The 18,442-nt window shown below is 71.7% G+C and carries 22 protein-coding genes; 9 read left to right on the plus strand and 13 right to left on the minus strand.

The window, feature by feature from the left end; translation table 11 throughout:
- Positions 1-78: 78 nt before the first annotated feature.
- Positions 79-1,134, minus strand: a complete 1,056-nt coding sequence (locus tag LNW72_RS05340) for a LacI family DNA-binding transcriptional regulator (protein ID WP_250974296.1) — start codon at positions 1,132-1,134, stop codon at positions 79-81.
- 312 nt (positions 1,135-1,446) lie between these two features.
- Between LNW72_RS05340 and rpmG the strand changes: the two genes are divergently transcribed.
- Positions 1,447-1,611, plus strand: coding sequence for a 50S ribosomal protein L33 (gene rpmG / locus LNW72_RS05345; protein WP_250974297.1), 165 nt, complete (start codon positions 1,447-1,449; stop codon positions 1,609-1,611).
- 114 nt (positions 1,612-1,725) lie between these two features.
- On the plus strand, positions 1,726-1,995 hold the full coding sequence (locus tag LNW72_RS05350) for a type B 50S ribosomal protein L31 (RefSeq protein WP_250974298.1): 270 nt from the start codon (positions 1,726-1,728) through the stop codon (positions 1,993-1,995).
- 73 nt (positions 1,996-2,068) lie between these two features.
- Here the strand turns inward: LNW72_RS05350 and LNW72_RS05355 are convergent, their stop codons facing one another.
- The 3 genes from LNW72_RS05355 to LNW72_RS05365 are packed head-to-tail and all read right to left on the minus strand — an operon-like array spanning position 2,069 to position 4,672.
- On the minus strand, positions 2,069-2,557 hold the full coding sequence (locus LNW72_RS05355; RefSeq protein ID WP_285369300.1) for a VOC family protein: 489 nt from the start codon (positions 2,555-2,557) through the stop codon (positions 2,069-2,071).
- Between the two features lie 42 nt (positions 2,558-2,599).
- Positions 2,600-3,580 (minus strand): helix-turn-helix domain-containing protein, encoded by a 981-nt coding sequence (locus tag LNW72_RS05360; RefSeq protein ID WP_250974299.1) that lies wholly within the window; start codon positions 3,578-3,580, stop codon positions 2,600-2,602.
- 48 nt (positions 3,581-3,628) lie between these two features.
- A complete protein-coding gene (locus LNW72_RS05365; protein WP_250974300.1) occupies positions 3,629-4,672 on the minus strand; it encodes a Ku protein in 1,044 nt (347 codons plus the stop codon).
- Positions 4,673-4,705: 33 nt separating this feature from the next.
- Here LNW72_RS05365 and ligD point away from each other — a divergent pair, with 33 nt between their 5' ends.
- Both ligD and LNW72_RS05375 read left to right on the plus strand, forming a co-directional pair.
- On the plus strand, positions 4,706-5,593 hold the full coding sequence (ligD, locus tag LNW72_RS05370; protein WP_250974301.1) for a non-homologous end-joining DNA ligase: 888 nt from the start codon (positions 4,706-4,708) through the stop codon (positions 5,591-5,593).
- Between the two features lie 54 nt (positions 5,594-5,647).
- Positions 5,648-6,550, plus strand: a complete 903-nt coding sequence (locus LNW72_RS05375; RefSeq protein WP_250974302.1) for a DNA ligase — start codon at positions 5,648-5,650, stop codon at positions 6,548-6,550.
- Positions 6,551-6,589: 39 nt separating this feature from the next.
- On the opposite strand, the gene LNW72_RS05380 is transcribed toward LNW72_RS05375, so the two are convergent.
- Complete coding sequence (locus LNW72_RS05380) at positions 6,590-7,150, minus strand: MarR family transcriptional regulator (protein WP_250974303.1); 561 nt, start codon at positions 7,148-7,150, stop codon at positions 6,590-6,592.
- Positions 7,151-7,288: 138 nt separating this feature from the next.
- On the opposite strand from LNW72_RS05380, the gene LNW72_RS05385 reads away from it, so the two are divergent.
- The 4 genes from LNW72_RS05385 to LNW72_RS05400 all read left to right on the plus strand — a co-directional run bounded on the left by LNW72_RS05385 (position 7,289) and on the right by LNW72_RS05400 (position 10,887).
- Positions 7,289-8,191: an ABC transporter ATP-binding protein gene (locus LNW72_RS05385; protein ID WP_250974304.1), complete on the plus strand. Its 903-nt coding sequence runs from the start codon at positions 7,289-7,291 to the stop codon at positions 8,189-8,191.
- Entirely contained in the window at positions 8,188-9,831 is a 1,644-nt protein-coding gene (locus LNW72_RS05390; RefSeq protein WP_250974305.1) for an ABC transporter permease, read from the plus strand. The genes LNW72_RS05385 and LNW72_RS05390 overlap by 4 nt, the downstream gene beginning before the upstream one ends.
- A gap of 72 nt (positions 9,832-9,903) precedes the next feature.
- Positions 9,904-10,116 (plus strand): hypothetical protein, encoded by a 213-nt coding sequence (locus tag LNW72_RS05395; RefSeq protein WP_250974306.1) that lies wholly within the window; start codon positions 9,904-9,906, stop codon positions 10,114-10,116.
- Between the two features lie 204 nt (positions 10,117-10,320).
- Entirely contained in the window at positions 10,321-10,887 is a 567-nt protein-coding gene (locus LNW72_RS05400) for a hypothetical protein (RefSeq protein ID WP_250980031.1), read from the plus strand.
- 39 nt (positions 10,888-10,926) lie between these two features.
- Here the strand turns inward: LNW72_RS05400 and LNW72_RS05405 are convergent, their stop codons facing one another.
- Positions 10,927-11,124 carry a cold shock domain-containing protein gene (locus tag LNW72_RS05405; RefSeq protein ID WP_250974307.1) on the minus strand — a complete coding sequence of 66 codons (198 nt, stop codon included), beginning with the start codon at positions 11,122-11,124 and terminating at the stop codon, positions 10,927-10,929.
- A 170-nt stretch (positions 11,125-11,294) separates the two neighbouring features.
- On the opposite strand from LNW72_RS05405, the gene LNW72_RS05410 reads away from it, so the two are divergent.
- On the plus strand, positions 11,295-11,735 hold the full coding sequence (locus LNW72_RS05410; RefSeq protein WP_250974308.1) for a DUF4429 domain-containing protein: 441 nt from the start codon (positions 11,295-11,297) through the stop codon (positions 11,733-11,735).
- Positions 11,736-11,820: 85 nt separating this feature from the next.
- On the opposite strand, the gene LNW72_RS05415 is transcribed toward LNW72_RS05410, so the two are convergent.
- The 7 genes from LNW72_RS05415 to LNW72_RS05445 form a co-directional block, all read right to left on the minus strand.
- Entirely contained in the window at positions 11,821-13,419 is a 1,599-nt protein-coding gene (locus LNW72_RS05415; protein ID WP_250974309.1) for an alpha/beta hydrolase, read from the minus strand.
- Positions 13,420-13,604: 185 nt separating this feature from the next.
- On the minus strand, positions 13,605-14,066 hold the full coding sequence (locus LNW72_RS05420) for a type II toxin-antitoxin system PemK/MazF family toxin (RefSeq protein WP_250974310.1): 462 nt from the start codon (positions 14,064-14,066) through the stop codon (positions 13,605-13,607).
- Entirely contained in the window at positions 14,063-14,926 is an 864-nt protein-coding gene (locus tag LNW72_RS05425) for an urease accessory protein UreD (protein ID WP_250974311.1), read from the minus strand. The genes LNW72_RS05420 and LNW72_RS05425 overlap by 4 nt, the downstream gene beginning before the upstream one ends.
- A complete protein-coding gene (gene ureG, locus LNW72_RS05430) occupies positions 14,923-15,615 on the minus strand; it encodes an urease accessory protein UreG (protein WP_250974312.1) in 693 nt (230 codons plus the stop codon). The genes LNW72_RS05425 and ureG overlap by 4 nt, the downstream gene beginning before the upstream one ends.
- 70 nt (positions 15,616-15,685) lie before the next feature.
- Entirely contained in the window at positions 15,686-16,402 is a 717-nt protein-coding gene (locus tag LNW72_RS05435; RefSeq protein ID WP_250974313.1) for an urease accessory protein UreF, read from the minus strand.
- Entirely contained in the window at positions 16,402-18,123 is a 1,722-nt protein-coding gene (locus LNW72_RS05440; protein WP_250974314.1) for an urease subunit alpha, read from the minus strand. The genes LNW72_RS05435 and LNW72_RS05440 overlap by 1 nt, the downstream gene beginning before the upstream one ends.
- Positions 18,116-18,427, minus strand: coding sequence for an urease subunit beta (locus LNW72_RS05445; protein ID WP_250974315.1), 312 nt, complete (start codon positions 18,425-18,427; stop codon positions 18,116-18,118). Before LNW72_RS05445 ends, LNW72_RS05440 begins: the two co-directional genes overlap by 8 nt.
- Between the last annotated feature and the right edge of the window lie 15 nt (positions 18,428-18,442).

Below are 18,442 nucleotides of genomic sequence, written 5' to 3' on the forward strand. Positions count from 1 at the left end.
CATCCAAAGGCTGGAGAGCGCTCTCCAGTCCACCGGGCCGGAATGTCGGAGCCGAGCCGGAATGCCGGAGCTGAGGCGTCAGGCGGACTGCCGGATGACGAGGGTCGGTTCGAAGATGACGGAGGTGACGCGCTGCTGGGGTGTGCTGATGCGGTCGAGGAGGAGACGGGCCATTTCGCCCGCCATGTCCTCGACGGGCTGGCGAACGGTGGTCAGTGCGGGGCGTGACGCGGTGGCGGCGCTGCTGTCGTCGAAGCCGATGACCTTCACGTCGTCGGGGACATGGCGGCCGTGGTCGCGCAGGACGAGCAGGGCGCCCTGGGCCATCAGGTCGTTGGCGGCGAAGACCCCGTCGAGTCGGGGGTGTTCGGCCAGCAGACGTTCCATCGCGGCCTCACCGCTGTCCTGGGTGAAGTTGCCCTCCGCGCACGGCACATAGGGGATGCCGTGGCGGGCCATCGCCTCGCGGAAGCCGGTCAGCCGGTCCTGGCTGGCCGGGACGTCCAGCGGACCGGAGATCGTCACCACCTCCCGGCAGCCGCGCTCCACCAGCCGGTCGGCCGCCAGTCTGGCCCCGTCCTGATGCGCGACATCGACATAACTGATCGGGATCGGCCGGGCCGGCCGGGCGAACAACACCGCGGGCACCCCCGCCTCGGTGATCTGCTCCGGCAGCGGATCACCCGCGTGCGTGGACACCACCATCGCCCCGTCGGCATTGCCCTGCCGCAGATAGGCCACCACCTGGTCGCGCGCCGGGCCGGTCTCGGCCAGCATCAGCACCGGATGCATCCCCAACGGCCGCAGGAACCCCACCACACCACTGACGACCCGGCCGAAGAACGGATCCACGAACACCTCACTGCGGACCGCGTCGTCCGGCCCGGGACCGCCCGCACCGGACACCACCAGCGCGATGGCCCCGGTACGCCGTGTCACCAGTGACCGGGCCGCGGTGTTGGGCACGTAGCCGGTCGCGGCGATGGCCTGGCGGACCGTCTCCTGGATGGCCGGGTCGACATTGCGGGTCCCGTTGATGACCCGGGAGACCGTCGCACGCGAGACACCCGCCACGCGGGCCACATCCTCCAGCGTGGGAGGTCCCGAAAGTGCCGGTCGGAGGACTTCGCTCATGCCGGTCTTTATAGCACGTCCTGGAGAGCGCTCTCCAGGACTCCCTTCCCGGGGTCGTCAGCGTATCGAAGACCGCACCCCGCCGCCCCCGCCTCGGCATAACGAGACCTCCTCCCCCCTGCCGGCACAAGTCGCGCCGATCGCGCACCGCCCCCGCGCGACTGGTCACACACAGTGAACGGCAATTGCTGTGAGCAAGTTCCCGGATCGGGAATGTGCGGGCGGTGGGTCGCGTTGAGACGAGCAGATACCGAATGACAATGACAATCATTCCGTTCGGTGTCCTGGACCACCGCATCGGAAGGGAATCCCATGGCACGCAGTGACGCCCGTCCCGTCATCACCCTGCGTTCGACGGCCGGCACCGGCCAGAGTTACGTCACGCGCAAGAGCCGTCGCAACAACCCCGACCGTCTCGTGCTGCGCAAGTACGACCCGGCCGCCGGACAGCACGTCCTCTTCCGCGAGGAGCGCTGACCCCACACGGTTCAGTCGCATCACACGGACCCAACGGATCACACCCGCCGCGCGCATCCCGCCGGCAACGAGGACCGGCCGCCCCACCCGTTCCGCACAACGGAAGGTAACCCCATGAAGTTCGGCATCCACCCCGTCTCCCGCCCGGTCGTCTTCCGCGACCGTTCAGCGGACTTCGCATTCCTGACGCGTTCGACCGCGGACAGTGACAAGACCGTGGAGTGGGAGGACGGCAGCGTCTACCCCGTCGTCGACGTGGAGACGTCCTCGGCGAGCCACCCGTTCTACACGGGTACGTCCCGCGTGCTGGACACCGCGGGCCGCGTCGAGCGCTTCGAGCGCCGGTACGGTTCGCCCGCGTCCGGCGCGAGCCCCGCGAACTGAGCTCCACGCACCCCGAGGGGGCGGTACGGCCGGCATTCCCGGCGGTACCGCCCCCTCCCCCGTTCGCGGTTCCCTACTTCCGCGGCGCACCGCGGTACGTGCCGAAGAACCACCGGTTCCCCTCGGGGTCACGGGCGGCGAAGTCACGTGAGCCGTAGTCGGTGTCGGTCAGCTCCATGATGATCTCGGCTCCCGCCGCCCGGGCACGGGCGTACAGCGCGTCGGGCTCGTCGGTGACGACGTAGCCGCCGAAGGTGCCCGGTACCAGGGCGACATGGTCCGCCGCGCCCTCCTCGGGGACGCTGCCGAGCATGATGCCGCCGCCCGGCGGCCAGTCGAGCTGGGCGTGGTCCACCCGGTCGCCCTCGCCGTAGACGACGGTCTCCTCGAAGCCGAACGCCTCGACCAGGAACCGGATCAGCGCGCGAGCGTCACGGGCCCGCAGGCTCGGCCACACCTGGGGCGGGGGCGCCTTGTCGTCCGTGGCGGCGGCGGTGGTCGTGTTGGTCGTGTCGGTGGCACTGGTGCTGTCGGTGGCACTGGGGCTGTCGGTGGCGTCCATGCGGGCCGGACCTCCTCGGGTCGGTGCTGCGGCGGAGCTGTTTCAGTGGTGGACGGCCCCGCTGTCCTCGTCCGCTGTCCACTCTGCCGCCGAGGGGGCGGCGAAGGCTTGGACGTTTCGGAACTCCTCGGCCAGCCAGCGGCTCGGCGCACAGCCGGCCAGGGAGCGGAACTCACGCGCGAGGTGTGCCTGGTCGAAGTAGCCGCAGTCGGCCGCGAGATCCGCCAGACCGTTCGGGCTGCCGGGACGGTACGCACCCGCCGGGCCGTCCGCGCTGTCCCGGCCGGCCAGGACGTCACCTCCCCGGCCGCAGGCCCGGACGACGAGCAGCCGCCGCGCCCGGTCGAAGCGGATGACCCGGGCCGCCGCCTTGGGGCTCAGTCCGATCTCGGTGTGGAACCGGCCGGCCAGATGCCTGCCGCTCCAGCCCACGTCCTTGGCGAGCACCGACGCGGACATTGCGCCGCCGGAACGCACCAACAGGTCCCAGGCGCGGACCACTTGTGGCGGGACAACGGATTCCGGGCGCGCGGAGCGCCACAGGACGCGGTCGAGGACGGCGAACCGCTGCTGCCAGTCGGGCGCGTCGCGCAGCCGGGCCCGTACCTCGTCGGCGAGTCGTCCCAGGACGGCGTCGGCCGGGAGGTCCGCGTTGGCGAGTTCACCCGCGGGCAGATGCAGCAGGGCCCGCGCGCCGAGCGGGCTGAGCGCCACCTGGATCCCGGACTGGCGTCCCCCATGGGTGATCAGCGCCGATGTGGTGTGCAGACCGCCGAGCAGTGCGTCGTAGCGGGCCGGAGCCTGCCGTGGGTCGGGGTGCAGCTCCACGGTCAGCGGGTCGTCGAGGGTGAAGATCAGCGTCAGGAAGGGCGAGGGCATGCCCCGGTGCCGGGTGGGCGGGACGCCGTCCTGCCGATAACCGCAGTACCCCGCGATGTAGGGCCGCAGCGCGGGCGCGGGCAGGCACTGGACCGCCTCGTCGATCACGCCGGAGGGCGCGGTTGCCGTACGACCACTGTCCACCCGACCAGTATCGGCCGGACGGGACACGGATGCGCGACGGACGGCGGTTCAGGCGCTGCGGCTCTTGCCGGCCGCGGTCTTCGCGGCGGTCTTCTTCGCCGGCTTCGCCGCGGCCTTCTTGGCCGTCGTTTTCGTGGCCGTCCCGCCTGCTGATCTCGTCGCCGTGGTCTTCTTCGCCGCGGTCTTCTTCGCGGTGGACTTCTTGGTGTCGTTGCTCTTGGGCGTCGATTTCTGCGCCGGAGCCGCGCGCTTGGCGGCGGTCTTCTTCGCCGGCTTCTTGATGGGCGTGACGGTCGCGTCGGTGGCGTTGTCGGAGCGGGCGCTCCTGGCCTGGGCGACGCTGGCCTCCAGGGCCGCCATCAGGTCGACGACCTTGCCGCCGCCTCCGGATCCATCGGCCGCGGCGGGTGCTTCGCCGCCCTCGACCTTCGCGCTGACGAGGGCCTGTACGGCTTCGGCGTAGTTGTCCGTGTACTCCTCCAGGTCGGCCTCGCCGAGGGCGTTGATGAGGGTGTCGGCGAGGTCGAGTTCAGCGTCGGTGATGTTCACCTTGCCGGTCGGGGCGGCCTCGGACGTCGACTTGACCTCGTCGGGCCAGCGCAGGGTCTGCAGGATCAGCACGTCGTCATGGGCGCGCACCAGCGCGAGGTGCTCGCTGTTGTGCATCGCCAGCTTGCCGACGGCCGCCTTGCCCGACCGCTGGAGCGCTTCGCGCATCAGGACGTAGGCCTTGTTGGCGGCGGCATCGGCCGGGGCGAGGAAGTAGGGCGTGTCGAGCTTCAGGAAGTCGACGCTGTCGGCGTCGAGGAACCCGCTGACCTCGATGGTCTTGGCCGTGGGGAGCGGCAGGGCCTTCAACTCGTCGTCGGAGATCTCGATCAGCTGATCGTCGGCCGTCTCGTACGCCCTGCCAATCTCGGCCTGGGTGAGGACCTGCTCGTCGAGTGCACAGACCTTTTGGAGACGCACCCGCCCGTGGTCGGCTGTATGGATCTGCCGGAAGCCGAGCTTGTGGCTGCTGACGGCCGAACCGAGCTTGACGGGTACGGCGACCAGGCCGAAGGACAGCGTGCCGCTCCAGAGCGATCTCATCGTTTTGTCCCTAAATGTGAGAGATTTCATACTATGCCGATCACGGAGATCGAGGGCCGCAAGCTGACCCTCACCCACTTGGAGCGGATCCTCTATCCGCGGACCGGCACGACCAAGGGCGAGCTGGTGCACTACTACGCCACCATCGCCCCCGTCCTGCTGCCACACCTGCGCGGTCGGCCCCTGTCGTTCCTGCGCGCCCCCAGCGGGGTGGACGCCACGTCCTTCTTCGCCAAGAGACCGCCGTCCGGTACCCCCAGCTGGGTGACGACGTCGGTCACCGAGCGCAGCAGCGGCGAGGAGATGGAGCAGGTGCAGATCAACGACCTCGCCACCCTCGTGTGGGCGGCGAACCTGGCGTGCATCGAGATGCACGTCCCGCAGTGGAAGGCCGCCGCGCCCGGAACGGCGGACCGGCTCGTGTTCGACCTGGACCCCGGCGAGGACCGCACCGTGGTCGACTGCTGCGCCGTCGCCCTGCTGCTGCGTGAGCGGATGCGCGCCGACGGCATCGAGTCCTGGGCGAAGACGTCGGGCTCCAAGGGCCTGCATCTGTACGCACCGCTGACCGGTGCCTCGCCCGAGCAGGCCGCGGCCTACGCCAAGGCGCTCGCGAAGGAGCTGGAGGCGGACCATCCCGATCAGGTGGTGTCGAGGATGACCAAGAACCTGCGCACCGAGAAGATCTTCATCGACTGGTCGCAGAACTCGGCGAAGAAGACCACCGCCGCCCCGTACACCGTCCGCGCCCGCGCCACGCCCACCGTGTCCACGCCCGTGTCGTGGGACGAGATCGAGGAGTGCGACGACCCCGGGCGGCTCTCCTTCACCATCGCCGACGTCCCCGACCGCGTGGCCGACCACGGAGACCTGCTCGCTCCGCTCCTGGAACGGAAGCGGGCCGGGAAGCTGCCGTCATGACGCGGCCCTCACGAGGCGGCCCCTGGTGAGGCGGCCCCTGGTTCGGCGGCCCTCGTGAACCGTCCGGATCCGGTCGTCCTGCGGCCGCGGGTCGACGTGATGCGCCCCCGCACGGAAGCCGACATCCCGGCCGAGGACGCGCTGCCCGGCGGAGTGCAGTACAGCGTCAAGCTGGACGGCTTCCGCGCCGTCGCGTTCGCCCTCGGTGACCGCACGGTCCTGCAGACCCGCTCCGGGCGCGACATCGCCGCCGAGTTCCCCGGCATCGCCGCCGCCCTCACCCGGGCGCTGCCCGCCGGGCTCGTCCTCGACGGCGAGATCTGCGCCTGGGCCGACGGGAAGTTCGCCTTCACCGAGCTGCTGCGCCCCGACGCGCAGCGCCGTGCGGCGGGCATCGCCGTGGCGTACGTCGCCTTCGACTGCCTCGCCGTCCCCGGCAACGACATTCGGGACCTACCGCTCGCCGACCGCTGGAAGCTACTGCGCACGGCGCTGCGCGACCTGGGACCGCAGGTGCAGACCGTGCTGGCGACCACGGATCGCGCGGTGGCGCTGGACTGGTACGAGACCCTGGTGCCGCACGGCGTGGAGGGCCTGGTCTGCAAGGGGCTCGGCTCCGCGTACCGGCCCGGCGCCCGGCCGGGGTGGATCAAGGTGCGGCACGCCGAGACCGTCGACGCCCGGCTGGTCGGCGTCATCGGCTCCGGGCGGCGCCCCGACTCGGTGCTGGTCGAGTTCGACGACGCGACCCGCGCTCAGACCTCACCCCGTCTCGACCCGGTCGCCGCCGGGCGGATCGCGGCGGCGGTCGCCGGGCTGCTCGGTCCTGAGGTCAGGGACGAGGACGGATCGCCCCTGCGACCGGTGCGCGACGGCCCGTTGGTCGAGGTCCGGGTGCGGACGGGACGGCAGGCGACCGTACGGTTCATCCGGATCCGGGACGACGACGCGGTCTGAGGGGCGCCACCGGTGACGTGCTCGGTGACGCCCGCAGAGCTATGCCTGGGGCTCGTGGAGCTGGTCCTGGGGCTCGTGGAGCTGGTCCTTGTGGTCGCGGAGCTGGTCCTTGTGGTCGCGGAGCTGTTCCTTGTGGTCGCGCCAGCGGTCCATCATCGAGTGGAGTTCCTTCTGCAGGAACGCGAAGAACTCCGCGGTCTCCTCGATGCGGGAGCCGGCCTGGGTGCCGGGGCCGAGCGCCTCGACGCCGGCGCGCAGGGTGTGCTCCCACCGGCCGATGATCGCGTCCCGGCGGGTGAACGTCTCGTACCACTGGTCGTTGTGCAGCCGGTAGCGCTCGCGGCGCGAACCGGGATCGCGCTCGCGGCCGATCATGCCGACCTGGGCGAGGTAGCGGACCGCGCCGGAGACCGCCGCAGGGCTGACCTGGAGGCGTTCGCTCAGTTCCGCGGAGGTCAGCGCGCCCTGCTCCGAGGCGATCAGGGCGGCGAAGACCCGGCCGGGCATGCGCGGCATGCCGGCCTCGACCAGCTCGGCGGCGAACCGCTCGACGAACGTCAGCACCCCCGCGCCTTCGCTGTGGCTCTGCTCCTGTGCCATGTCCGCCTCCCGATCGCCCGCCGGACGGCTACCGCCTGGCCCGTTGCCGCCCGGCCGGTTGTCGGCCGCCTGCCCGGTCCGAAGTTTATACAATTCTCTATCTTCACAACTTTGTGAATCTACTGTACGTTCAGAATCATGACGACGGCAATCAGCGTGGCCGCACTCCACAAGTCGTTCGGCCGCACCCATGCTCTGGACGGGCTCGACCTCAGTGTCCGCACGGGGGAGGTGCACGGTTTCCTCGGACCGAACGGCGCGGGGAAGTCGACCGCGATCCGTGTCCTGCTCGGCCTGTTGCGCCCGGACGGCGGCACCGCCCGGCTGCTCGGCGGAAATCCCTGGCGGGACGCGGTCGCCCTGCACCGCCGGATCGCCTACGTGCCCGGCGATGTCACCCTGTGGCGCAATCTCAGCGGTGGTGAGGCCATCGATCTGCTGGGCCGGCTCCGCGGCGGTCTGAACACCGACCGCAGAGCCCGGTTGCTGGACCGCTTCCAGCTCGACCCCACCACCAAGGGGCGGGCCTACTCCAAGGGCAACCGGCAGAAGGTCGCACTGGTCGCGGCGTTCGCGGCGGAGGCGGAGCTGCTCATCCTGGACGAGCCGACGTCGGGTCTGGACCCCCTGATGGAGGAGGTGTTCCAGGAGTGCGTGACCGACGCCCGCGAGCGCGGCGTCACCGTGCTGCTTTCGAGCCACATCCTCAGCGAGGTCGAGGCACTGTGCGACCGGGTCAGCATCATCCGCCAGGGGCACACCGTCGAAACCGGCACCCTCGACGAACTGCGCCATCTCACCCGTACCGCGATCACCGCCGAACTCGGCGGCTCCCCGCACGGGTTGGCGGACCTGCCCGGAGTGCACGGCCTCGACGTCCGGGGGCACCGGGTCAGTCTGCAGGTCGACACCGATCAACTCGACGCCGTCCTGCGGCAGCTCGGCGAGTCCGGGGTGCGCAGCCTGACGAGCCGGCCGCCGACTCTGGAAGAGCTCTTCCTGCGCCACTACCAGGCCGTGCCGGAAGCGGTGGCCCGATGAGCTCCACCGACGTGGGCGTCCCGGTGCACGGCACGGGCACCGCCACCGGCACCGGGGTGCTGACCCGGCTGGCGCTGCGCCGGGACCGGATCATGATCCCGGCCTGGGTCTACGCCCTGACCACCGCGGTGCTCAGCAGCTGCCTCTCCCTGGAGAAGTTGTACGGCACGCTCAAGGAGCGGACGGATTTCGCCCGCGGCATGAACGTCAACAGTTCCCTGCGGGCGCTGTACGGGCCGGCGTTCAGCGGGGAGAGCACCGGTGCGCTCACCGCGTGGCGGATGGGATGTATCGGCGCCGCGCTGACCGGTCTGATGAGCATCCTCATCGTGGTCCGGCACACCCGCGAGGAGGAGGAGAGCGGCCGCCAGGAACTGCTCAGCTCCGGTGTGGTGGGACGGCGGGCGCCGCTCACCGCGGGACTGCTGACCGCTCTGACGGCCAATGCGGCCCTCGCGCTGATCGTCGGCGCCGCACTGACGGTGCTCGGCCAGTCGGTCGCCGGATCGGCCGCCCTGGGCCTCGCTCTCGCCGCCAGCGGGCTGATGTTCGCGGGTGTCGCGGCGGTCACCGCCCAGCTCACCGCGAGCGCCCGGGTCGCCAAGGGGCTTGCCGGGGCCGTGCTGGGGCTCGCGTTCCTGCTCCGCGCCGCCGGGGACGCGGCGTCGGCGGACGCCGCTTCGCCCCTCGTGTGGGCCTCGCCGCTCGGCTGGACCGAGAACCTCCGGCCGTTCGCCGGGGACCGGTGGTGGGTGCTCGGGCTCGTGGCCGCCTTCACCGCGGTCACGACCGGGGCCGGCTACGTCCTGGTGGCGAGACGTGACCTGGGTGCCGGGCTGCTCCCCGCCCGCCCCGGGCCGGCCGAGGGCGCGGCGTCGCTGAACGGCCCGTTCGCCCTCGCCTGGCGGCTGCAGCGCGGCGCCCTGTACAGCTGGGCCGCCGGCTTCGCCGTCGCGGGAGCGCTCTACGGCTCGGTGGGCAACTCGATCTCCGGCATCGTCGAGGACAACGCGCAACTGGGCGACATGGTCCGCCGCATGGGGGGACCAGGCGCCCTGACCGACTCCTTCTTCGCCACCGCCATGGGACTGCTCGGAATGCTCGCCGCGGCCTACGCCGTACAGAGCACGTTGCGGCTGCGCTCGGAAGAGACCGGCCGGCTGGCGGAACCCCTGCTGGCCAACGCCGTCGGCCGGGTGCGCTGGGCCTGCAGCCACCTGGTCTTCCCCGCCTTCGGCACGCTCGTGCTGCTCACGGTCGGCGGAGTGTCCGCGGGGCTGGCCTACGGCGCCACCATCGGCGACATCAGCGGGCGACTGCCCGCGCTGACCGGAGCGGCACTGGCCCAGGCTCCGGCGGTGTGGGTCACCGCGGCGCTGGCCCTGGTTCTCTTCGGCTGGATACCGAAGGCCTCAGCGGCGGCCTGGGGGATCTTCGCCGCCTTCCTGCTGTGCGGACAGCTCGGACCCGTCCTCCACCTCCCCCAGCTGATGCTGGATCTCTCCCCCTTCACCCATCTGCCCAAGGCGCCGGGCGGGCATCAGGAGGCGGCGCCGTACCTCTGGCTCGTCGTGGTCGCTGCCATGGCGGCGGCCGTGGGACTGACCGGTTTCCGCCGCCGTGACCTGGCCGGCGATTGAAAGGAGTGAAGGGAGTGAACCCAATACGCCACAAGAGATGCGCCGGGCCGCTCGAACACGCAGCCTAGGGATATGGATCCAGAAGCACAGCAGGTCGTCGTCCACCCGCTGGAGAACGGCACACGGCGGGTGACGATCGGCGGCACGCCGGTCGGCCGCGCGTACTCGCTCCCGGACATCGTGGAGTTCCTGCGCCGGGCCGGTCTGGACGATGTGGAGCTCGAGGACCATCCGCTCATCGACTGGCGTGGTGGCGGGCCCGAGGTACAGGCCCGCCCCGAGTGACCGCTGGAGCGCTCCGCGACACAGGTCGGCCCGCGCGTCCCGGCCACGGGGGGATGGCTCTACCCTGACCTGGTGCGCCACTTGATCAAATCCCCCGCCGCCGAATGCGACGCCGCCGAAACCCCGGCCGCCGAAACCTCCGCGACGGCCCCACAGCAGCCCGTCACAGCAGTCCGTCGTGCCCGTGGAGCGGCCCGTACGAGGCTGGAGGCCACGGCGCGCATCGTCACCGATGTCCTGCAGCCCCGCAACGCCCTGCTCGCCGGCCTGGTCGGTCTCGGGACCGCCGCGGGGGGCAACCTGAGCGGTGCGGCGTGGGGGCTGTTCGCGGCGCTGTGCGCCGGGGTCGTCCCGGCCGCCTACATCGAGTGGGAGCGCAAGCGCGGCACCTGGGGCGACCGGCATGTGGTGGACCGTACGCAGCGGGCACCGATCTTCGCCGTCATCCTCGGCTCCATCGGGATCGGTGCAGCGGTGATGCTCCTGGCCCACGCGCCGACCGACATCCTCATCGCGATGGTCTCGCTGTGGGCGGTGACCGTCGTCCTGCTGGTCGTGAACGCGGTCTGGAAGATCAGCGTGGACTCGGCGGTGGCCTCCGGCGTCGTCGCGCTGCTCGCCGTCGTCGCCTCGCCCTGGTGGCTGCTCGGCTATGTGCTGGTCGCCGCCGTGTGCTGGTCGCGCGTCGCGCTGACCTACCATTCCGTCGCGCAGACCGTGGCCGGCGCCTCGGTCGGCGCGGCGAGCGCCGCGATGTTCGTACTGCTGTAGGAGCAGCCGATCCGCCGGGCGCACCGACCGCAGCGGCGGCTAGACGACCTTCACGTTCAGCGCGTGCGGGCCCTTGGGGCCGTCGCCGAGCTCGTACTCCACCGCTTTGTCGTCGGCGACGTTGCCCTCGATGTTCTTGCCGTGGACGAAGACGTCAGCGCCGCCGTCGGCCGGGGTGATGAAACCGAAGCCCTTCCCCGGGTTGAACCACTTGATCTTGCCGTTGAGCTTCGCCATCGCTGTGCCTTCGCCTCGCCTGGATGATCCAGCCAAGTTACCCGCTCCGCCGGGGTCCCCCGCGACACGCGGGCGGCGGTCCGCCCGCCGGGCCCGTCCGATTCGTCGTATCGCCCCACGCGGACCTGCGCCGTGGAAGGATGCCGGTCCATCGGCGCTCAGGGGGCGACATGGATGCCAGCAGCAGGAATGTGCACGTCGATTTCGACGGTGAGCAGGTGACGATCCGGCGGCCCGGCCTGCTGGGCAAGCGGGTGGAGCGGCTGCCGGTCGCCGGGATCGGCGCCGTCCGCTGGAAGGCCCCCGGCTGGACCGGCTACGGGAGCATCCGCTTCATCCTGCTGGGCGGGAACACGGTAGGCACCGGCAGCGGCCCTGCCCCCAGAACCGATTCCTCGGTGACCTTCGGCAAGGAGCAGCAGGCGGATTTCGAGGTCCTGTGCCGGGCCGTCGAGGCCGCGATCGGCAAGCAGTCCCGGGCCCCCAGAACGCCCGCCGCGCCGCCGCCCGTCTCGCTGGCGGACGAGCTGGAGCGGCTCGCGGGGCTGATGAAGCGCGGCCTGCTGACCCGGCCGGAGTTCGAGCGCGCGAAACGCAAACTGCTCCGCTGACCCCGGCCCGTCGCGACATCCGGGAACGACCTCGCCCCGGTCCATGACGGACCGGGGCGAGGTGTTTCCGACCGAGCCGGGAGACCTAGGAAGCGGCGGGGACCGGTACGGCGTGCGGAGTGCACACGACGTCGTGGCCGTCGAGCTTGCCCTTGATCAGGTAGTCGTCCACCCGGCTGTTGATGCACGGGTTGACCAGGCCGGTGACGCCGTGCGAGCCGGCGCCGTTCTCCGTGATGAGCTGCGAGCCCTGCAGACGCCGGTGCATCTCGAGAGCCCCGGTGTACGGCGTGGCCGCGTCACGGGTGCTCTGCACGATGAGGACACCGGGCAGCCCGCGGTGCGACCGTACGTCGACCGGGGTCTGCTGCTTGACGCCCCAGGTGGCGCACGGCAGGTTCATCCAGGCGTTGGACCAGGTCAGGAAGGGGTACTTCTGGTGGAGCTCCGTGTTGTCACGGTCCCACTTCTTCCAGCTGGTCGGCCACTTGGTGTCGGTGCACTCCACCGCAGTGTACACCGCGGTGCCGTTCTCCGACGAGATGTTGCCGGCGGTGTCGGACATGTCCGGTCCCGCGGCACCGACGAGCGCCTGGGTGTCACCCGCGCGGTACTTGCTCCACACGCCCGCGACGGTCGCCCACGACGAGTCGTAGTACGCCGCGCCCTGGAAGAAGCCGAGCAGCTCGGCCGGGCCGACGACCCCGCCGATCGGGTTCGCCTTGGCGGCGGCGCGCAGGGCTTCCCACTGCGTCTGCACCTTCGCCGGGGTGTCACCGATGTGGTAGACGGAGTCGTACTTGGCGACCCACGCCTTCCAGTCGTCCCAGCGGCCCTGGAAGGCCACGTCCTGGTCCAGGTTGTTCTGGTACCAGACCTGGTCGTCGTCCGGGTTGACCACACTGTCGATGATCATGCGGCGCACATGGGTCGGGAAGAGCGTCGCGTACACGCCACCGAGGTAGGTGCCGTAGGAGACGCCGATGTAGTTCAGCTTCTTCTCGTGCAGGGCGGCACGCACCACGTCGATGTCGCGGGCCGTGTTGGCCGTCGTCATCTGCGAGAGCATCTGCGCGCCGGTGCGCTCCAGGCAGCCCTTGGCGTACGCGGCGGCGAGCTTGCGCTGCGCGGTCTTGTCCGCCGTACTGCTGGGCACCGGGTCGGCCTTGGGGGCCTTCACGTACTCCTGCGGGTCCTGGCAGGAGATCGGCGCCGAGTGGCCGACGCCGCGCGGGTCGAAGCCCACGAAGTCGTACGCCTTGGCGGTGTTCACCCACAGCGCCGACTTGTTGGTGATCCGGAGCGGGAACCGCAGGCCCGAACCGCCGGGGCCGCCGGGGTTGTAGAGCAGTGCGCCCTGGCGCTCGGCCGGGGTGCCGGTGCTGCCGGCCCGGTCGACCGCGATCTTGATGGTCTTGCCGAACGGCCTGGCGTAGTCCACCGGAACGGTGACGTAGCCGCATTGGACAGGGGCCGGGATGCCCCAGTCGGCCGGACACGTGGCCCAGTCGATGCCCTTCTGGGCCGCACGGGCGGCCGCGATCTCCACGCCGATGGACTCGGCGAGTCCGCTCGGCTGGTGCTGGCCGGTGGGCCGCTTGTCTCCGGCGGTGGCCGCCGGAGCGGCGGCTATGGCGCCCGCTATGAGAGCGCCGGTGGAGACGAGCACAACAGTGCGTCTCAAGGAGTTCCTCCCCCTACTGACCCGCGACTTGTGGTCACGGTGATCACAGAGATTCGAAAGGATCCTTTCGGCTGTGAGGTGCCTGTGAACAGGTCACACCGGCGATTCTTTACCAATACGTGACATGGTGTGCGATCTGACGGCCCCGGCGGGCCCGCGAGTGCGGGGCTGCGGCGCGGGCGAGGTCAGCTCCAGCCGTAGCGTTCCGTCAGCCGTCCCACCACGCGGTCGAAGCGCGGACGGTCCAGCGCGCAGGCCTCCCGGCGCATCCCGTCGGGGTGCACGCGCAGCACCCGGTCGAGGTCGACCCAGGACTCGCGGCCGGCCGCGTCCCAGGATCCGGTGCCGATCGGCACCCATTCGCGGTCCTCGTCATGGCGCTTGCTGGACAGCTGGACGGCCAGCAGCGTGCCGGCCGACTCGCGGGCCACGACCAGCACCGGGCGGTCCTTGCCGCGGCCGTCGTTCTCTTCGAACGGCACCCACGTCCAGACGATTTCGCCGGGATCCGGGTCGCCGTCGCGGTCGGGCGCGTACGTCGTCCGTACCGGTCCGGCCTCGTGGGGCTGTGCCTCGCGCGTCGCGGTGGGGCCTTCGCGGCCGGGGGACGGGGCCGGTACCGCTGCGTCGTTGATCGAAGTGCTCATCGGGCCACGCTAACGCGTTCGGCCGCGGCGGTCTGCGGGTGGTGGGCACCGGAACCGTCACCGTTCGGCAGCACCGTTCGCATCGCCTTGTCGAGCAACCGGCGCAGGCACAACGCGTCGGGCGCCACGGCCGTGACCAGGACGGCGGGACCGGCGAGCGGGGTGCTGACGGCCTGGCCGCCGTCGGGGTCCGCCGCGAGGAGTGCGGCCGCCGGCGGCTCATGGGCGAAGTCGGGCGACACGACGAGGAGTTGGCCGACGGCACGGTACCGGTGCACGACCGCGGGACCGTCCCAGCCCGGGACGCCGGGACCGAACGACAGCTCCTGGTCCAGCAGGAGCTCCCCTGCGCGGTGCACGGTCAGCCGGGTGGTGAGCCGCCCGGGCCGCTCCCCCGCGCGGCCGAGCACCTGCTCGTCGCGGTAGACGAGCCGGGCGCCCGCCGCGAGCTCGACACGGGTGGTCATCCGCAGGTCGCTGCCCGCGGCCGCGATGACCTGCTCGGGCAGCCAGCGCAGGACCGCGTCCTGGCCGACGACCAACCGCACGTCGTACGTGGCGGGTTCACCGGACGTGCCCGGCAGCGAGATGGTCGCGGCCGCGCTGGTCACCGTCAGCTCGGCGCCCGCGCCCACCTCGGCGGACAGCTCCAGCCGGTCGCCGCCCAGCGGGGCGCTCATCGCGCCGATGACCGTGACCTGGGCGCCGCGGCCGGTGGCCCGCGTACGGCGCAGCGCGAACGGACCGTCGCCGGCGAGCACCGGCAGCACGGTCCCGCCGCACCCGTCGGCCACGGCGGCGATGCGGGCGGCGGCGCCCACCCCGCCGGCGCGCGACCCGCCCGTGACAGCGGCGGTCATGTCCGGTCCGCGGTCCAGGCGGCGAGCCGCTCGCGGATCCAGCCGGCGACCGGGGCGATGCCGTCCTCGGCGGTCAGCGCGGTGAAGACGACCGGGAGGTCGCCGCGCTGGGCCTTGGCGTCGCGGGCCATGACGCCGAGGTCGGCGCCGACCAGCGGGGCGAGGTCGGTCTTGTTGACGACCAGCAGGTCCGAAGTGGTCACGCCGGGCCCGCCCTTGCGCGGGATCTTGTCGCCGCCCGCGACGTCGATGACGAAGATCTGTGCGTCCACCAGGCCCTTGGAGAACGTGGCGGTGAGGTTGTCGCCGCCCGACTCGACCAGGACGAGGTCCAGCGGCCCGACCGCGTCCTCCAGGTCCTCGACGGCTTCGAGGTTGGCGGAGATGTCGTCGCGGATCGCGGTGTGCGGGCAGGCACCGGTCTCCACCGCGCTGATGCGCTCCGGGGGCAGCACCGCGTGGCGCAGCAGGAACTCGGCGTCCTCACGGGTGTAGATGTCGTTGGTGACCACCGCGATGGACAGCTCGTCGCGCAACCGGCGGCAGAGCGCGGCGACGGTGGCGGTCTTGCCGGAGCCGACGGGGCCGCCGAGGCCCACCCGCAGGGCCCGGCGGGTGCCGTCGGGGCGCCGGGCGGGGGTGCCGTAGGTGTAGCGCTCGGGGTAGGTGTCCGGGTGGTCGAGGTGCATGGTCGGCTCCGGGGTCGGTCGGTCGGTCGGATGGCGGCGGACGGCAGGAAGGTTCGCGGTCGTCCCGGGGTCAGGAGGCGAAGAGCCGGACGGGCCAGGCCGCGTGCTGCTCGGCGTGGAGGTCGAGCAGCGGCGCGGACGCGGCGGGCAGGGCTTCGAGCCCTTCCGTCGCGGCGCGGGCGGCGGCCAGGGCGGCGCGTTCGGCCACGGCGTCGAGTTCGGGGGCGAGGCGGGCCAGGACGGCGCCGACGGAGAAGGGGTCGAGGCCGAGCAGCCGGACGGCGGCGGTGGTCGGGCCGGTGACGGCTTCGTAGGCCGCCACGTGCGCCGCGTCCAGTGGGGTCAGGCCCGCGGCGCGGGCGGTGACGCCGAGCACGATCGGCTGATGTGCGCCGCGCGGGCGGGCGGCGGCGAGCCGGTCGAGTTCCGCGGCGGGCCAGGCGGCCCGCGCGGCGCGCATCAGTTGCCGGCCGAGCTTGCGGGCGGTGGCGCGCAGCGCGGGTGACGGGGTGCGGGCGTCGGCGGCGGCGTCGAGCAGCAGCGGGTCGAGACCCGCGCAGGCCGCCGCGGCGAGCGCGGCGGCCACCAGCCCCGAGGTGTGCAGCCGGCCCCGGCAGAAGGCGGCGAGACTGGCCGGGTCATGGATGAGGCCGGCGGTGACGGCCGCCTCGCCACCGCCGGAGTGGGCGTGACCGCCGGCCGGGAACCGTCCGTCGGCCAGCATCAGCAGCGCGGCCCTGGCGGCGGGGGCCGGTGCCGTCGTGGGCACCGTGGCACTCGACGTCATCAGAAGAGGAAGTAACGCTGGGCCATGGGCAGTTCGGCGGCGGGGGCCGGTTCGACGACCTCGCCGTCGATGCGCACGGTGAAGGTGTCGGGGTCGACCTCGACGCGCGGCAGGGCGTCGTTCTCCCGCATGTCGGCCTTGGTCAGCGCCCGGGTGCTGCGGATCGGCAGGAACCGCTTGCCGAGGCCGAGCCGGTCCGGGAGTCCGTCGTCGAGCGCGGTGTGGGTGGTGAAGTTGAAGGAGTTGGCGGCCGGGGCACGTCCGACGGCGCCGAACATGGGCCGGGGCAGCACCGGTTGGGGGGTGGGGATGGAGGCGTTGGCGTCGCCCATCTGCGCGTAGGCGATCTGGCCGCCCTTGATGACGAGCAGCGGCTTGACGCCGAAGAACGCCGGTTCCCACAGGACGAGGTCGGCGAGCTTTCCGGTCTCGACCGAGCCGATCTCCTGGTCCAGGCCCTGCGCGACCGCCGGGTTGATGGTGTATTTGGCGACATAGCGACGAGCCCGGTGGTTGTCAGCGCGCCCGTCCCCGGGCAGGGATCCACGGCGCTTCTTCATCACGTGCGCGGTCTGCCAGGTCCGCAGCACGACCTCGCCGACCCGCCCCATGGCCTGGGAGTCGGAGCTGATGATGCTGATCGCGCCGAGGTCGTGCAGGAAGTCCTCGGCGGCGATCGTCGAGGGCCTGATGCGCGATTCCGCGAAGGCGAGGTCCTCGGGGACGGCCGGGTTGAGGTGATGGCAGACCATCAGCATGTCGAGGTGCTCCTCGACGGTGTTGACGGTGTGCGGCCGGGTGGGATTGGTCGAGGACGGCAGCACGTTGGGCCGGGAGACGACGGTGATGATGTCGGGTGCGTGCCCGCCGCCCGCACCTTCGGTGTGGTAGGCGTGGATGCCGCGGCCGGCGATGGCGGCGAGGGTGTCCTCGACGAAGCCGGCCTCGTTCAGGGTGTCGGTGTGGATGGCGAGCTGGGCTCCGGTGGCGTCGCACACCGTCAGACAGGCGTCGATGGCGGCCGGGGTCGCCCCCCAGTCCTCATGGATCTTGAATCCCACGGCGCCGCCGCGCAGCTGGCTGTACATCGCCTCGGACGACACCGTGTTGCCCTTGCCGAGCAGTCCTATGTTGACCGGATACGCCTCCAGCGCCGCGAACATCCGGGCCAGGTGCCAGGGTCCGGGGGTGATGGTGGTGGCCCTGGTGCCCTCGGCGGGGCCGGTGCCGCCGCCGACGATGGTCGTCACCCCGGCGGACAGGGCCTGGTCGACGACGGTCGGTGAAATGAAGTGGACGTGCGCGTCGACCGCTCCGGCGGTGAGGATCCTGCCGTTGCCCGCGATGATCTCGGTCTCGGGTCCGATCACCAGGTCCGGATGCACGCCGTCCATCGTCTCGGGGTTTCCGGCCTTGCCGATCGCGGTGATACGGCCGTCCCGGATGCCGATGTCCGCCTTGACGACGCCCCAGTGGTCCAGGACGACCGCGCCGGTGATGACGGTGTCGGGGGTGCCTTCCGCGCGGGTCGCCCGGGACTGGCCCATGGACTCGCGGATCACCTTCCCGCCGCCGAAGACCACCTCGTCGCCGGAGCCGGCCGGGCCGCCGGACAGATCCCGTTCGACCTCGATCAGCAGGTCGGTGTCGGCGAGCCGGATCCGGTCGCCCGCCGTCGGGCCGAACAGGTCGGCGTATACGGCGCGGGTGAGTTCAGCCATCGAGGGCTCCCGCGGTCTCGCCGCGCAGCCCGGCGACGATGCGCGCACCGCCGATGGGGACCAGCTCCACCGCGACCGGGATGCCCGGCTCGAAGCGCACCGCGGTGCCGGCGGCGATGGACAGCCGCAGGCCGTGGGCGGCCGCGCGGTCGAAGTCCAGACCGGGGTTGGTCTCGGCGAAGTGGTAGTGGGAGCCGACCTGGACCGGACGGTCGGCGGTGTTGAGCACCGTCAGCCGGGTGACGGGCTTTCCGGCGTTGAGCGGTACGGGCTCGTCCGCGTGGAGGATCTCTCCGGGGATCATCGGTGGGGCCTCCTC

The sequence above is a fragment of the Streptomyces sp. RKAG293 genome, assembly GCF_023701745.1.
Lineage (GTDB): Bacteria > Actinomycetota > Actinomycetes > Streptomycetales > Streptomycetaceae > Actinacidiphila.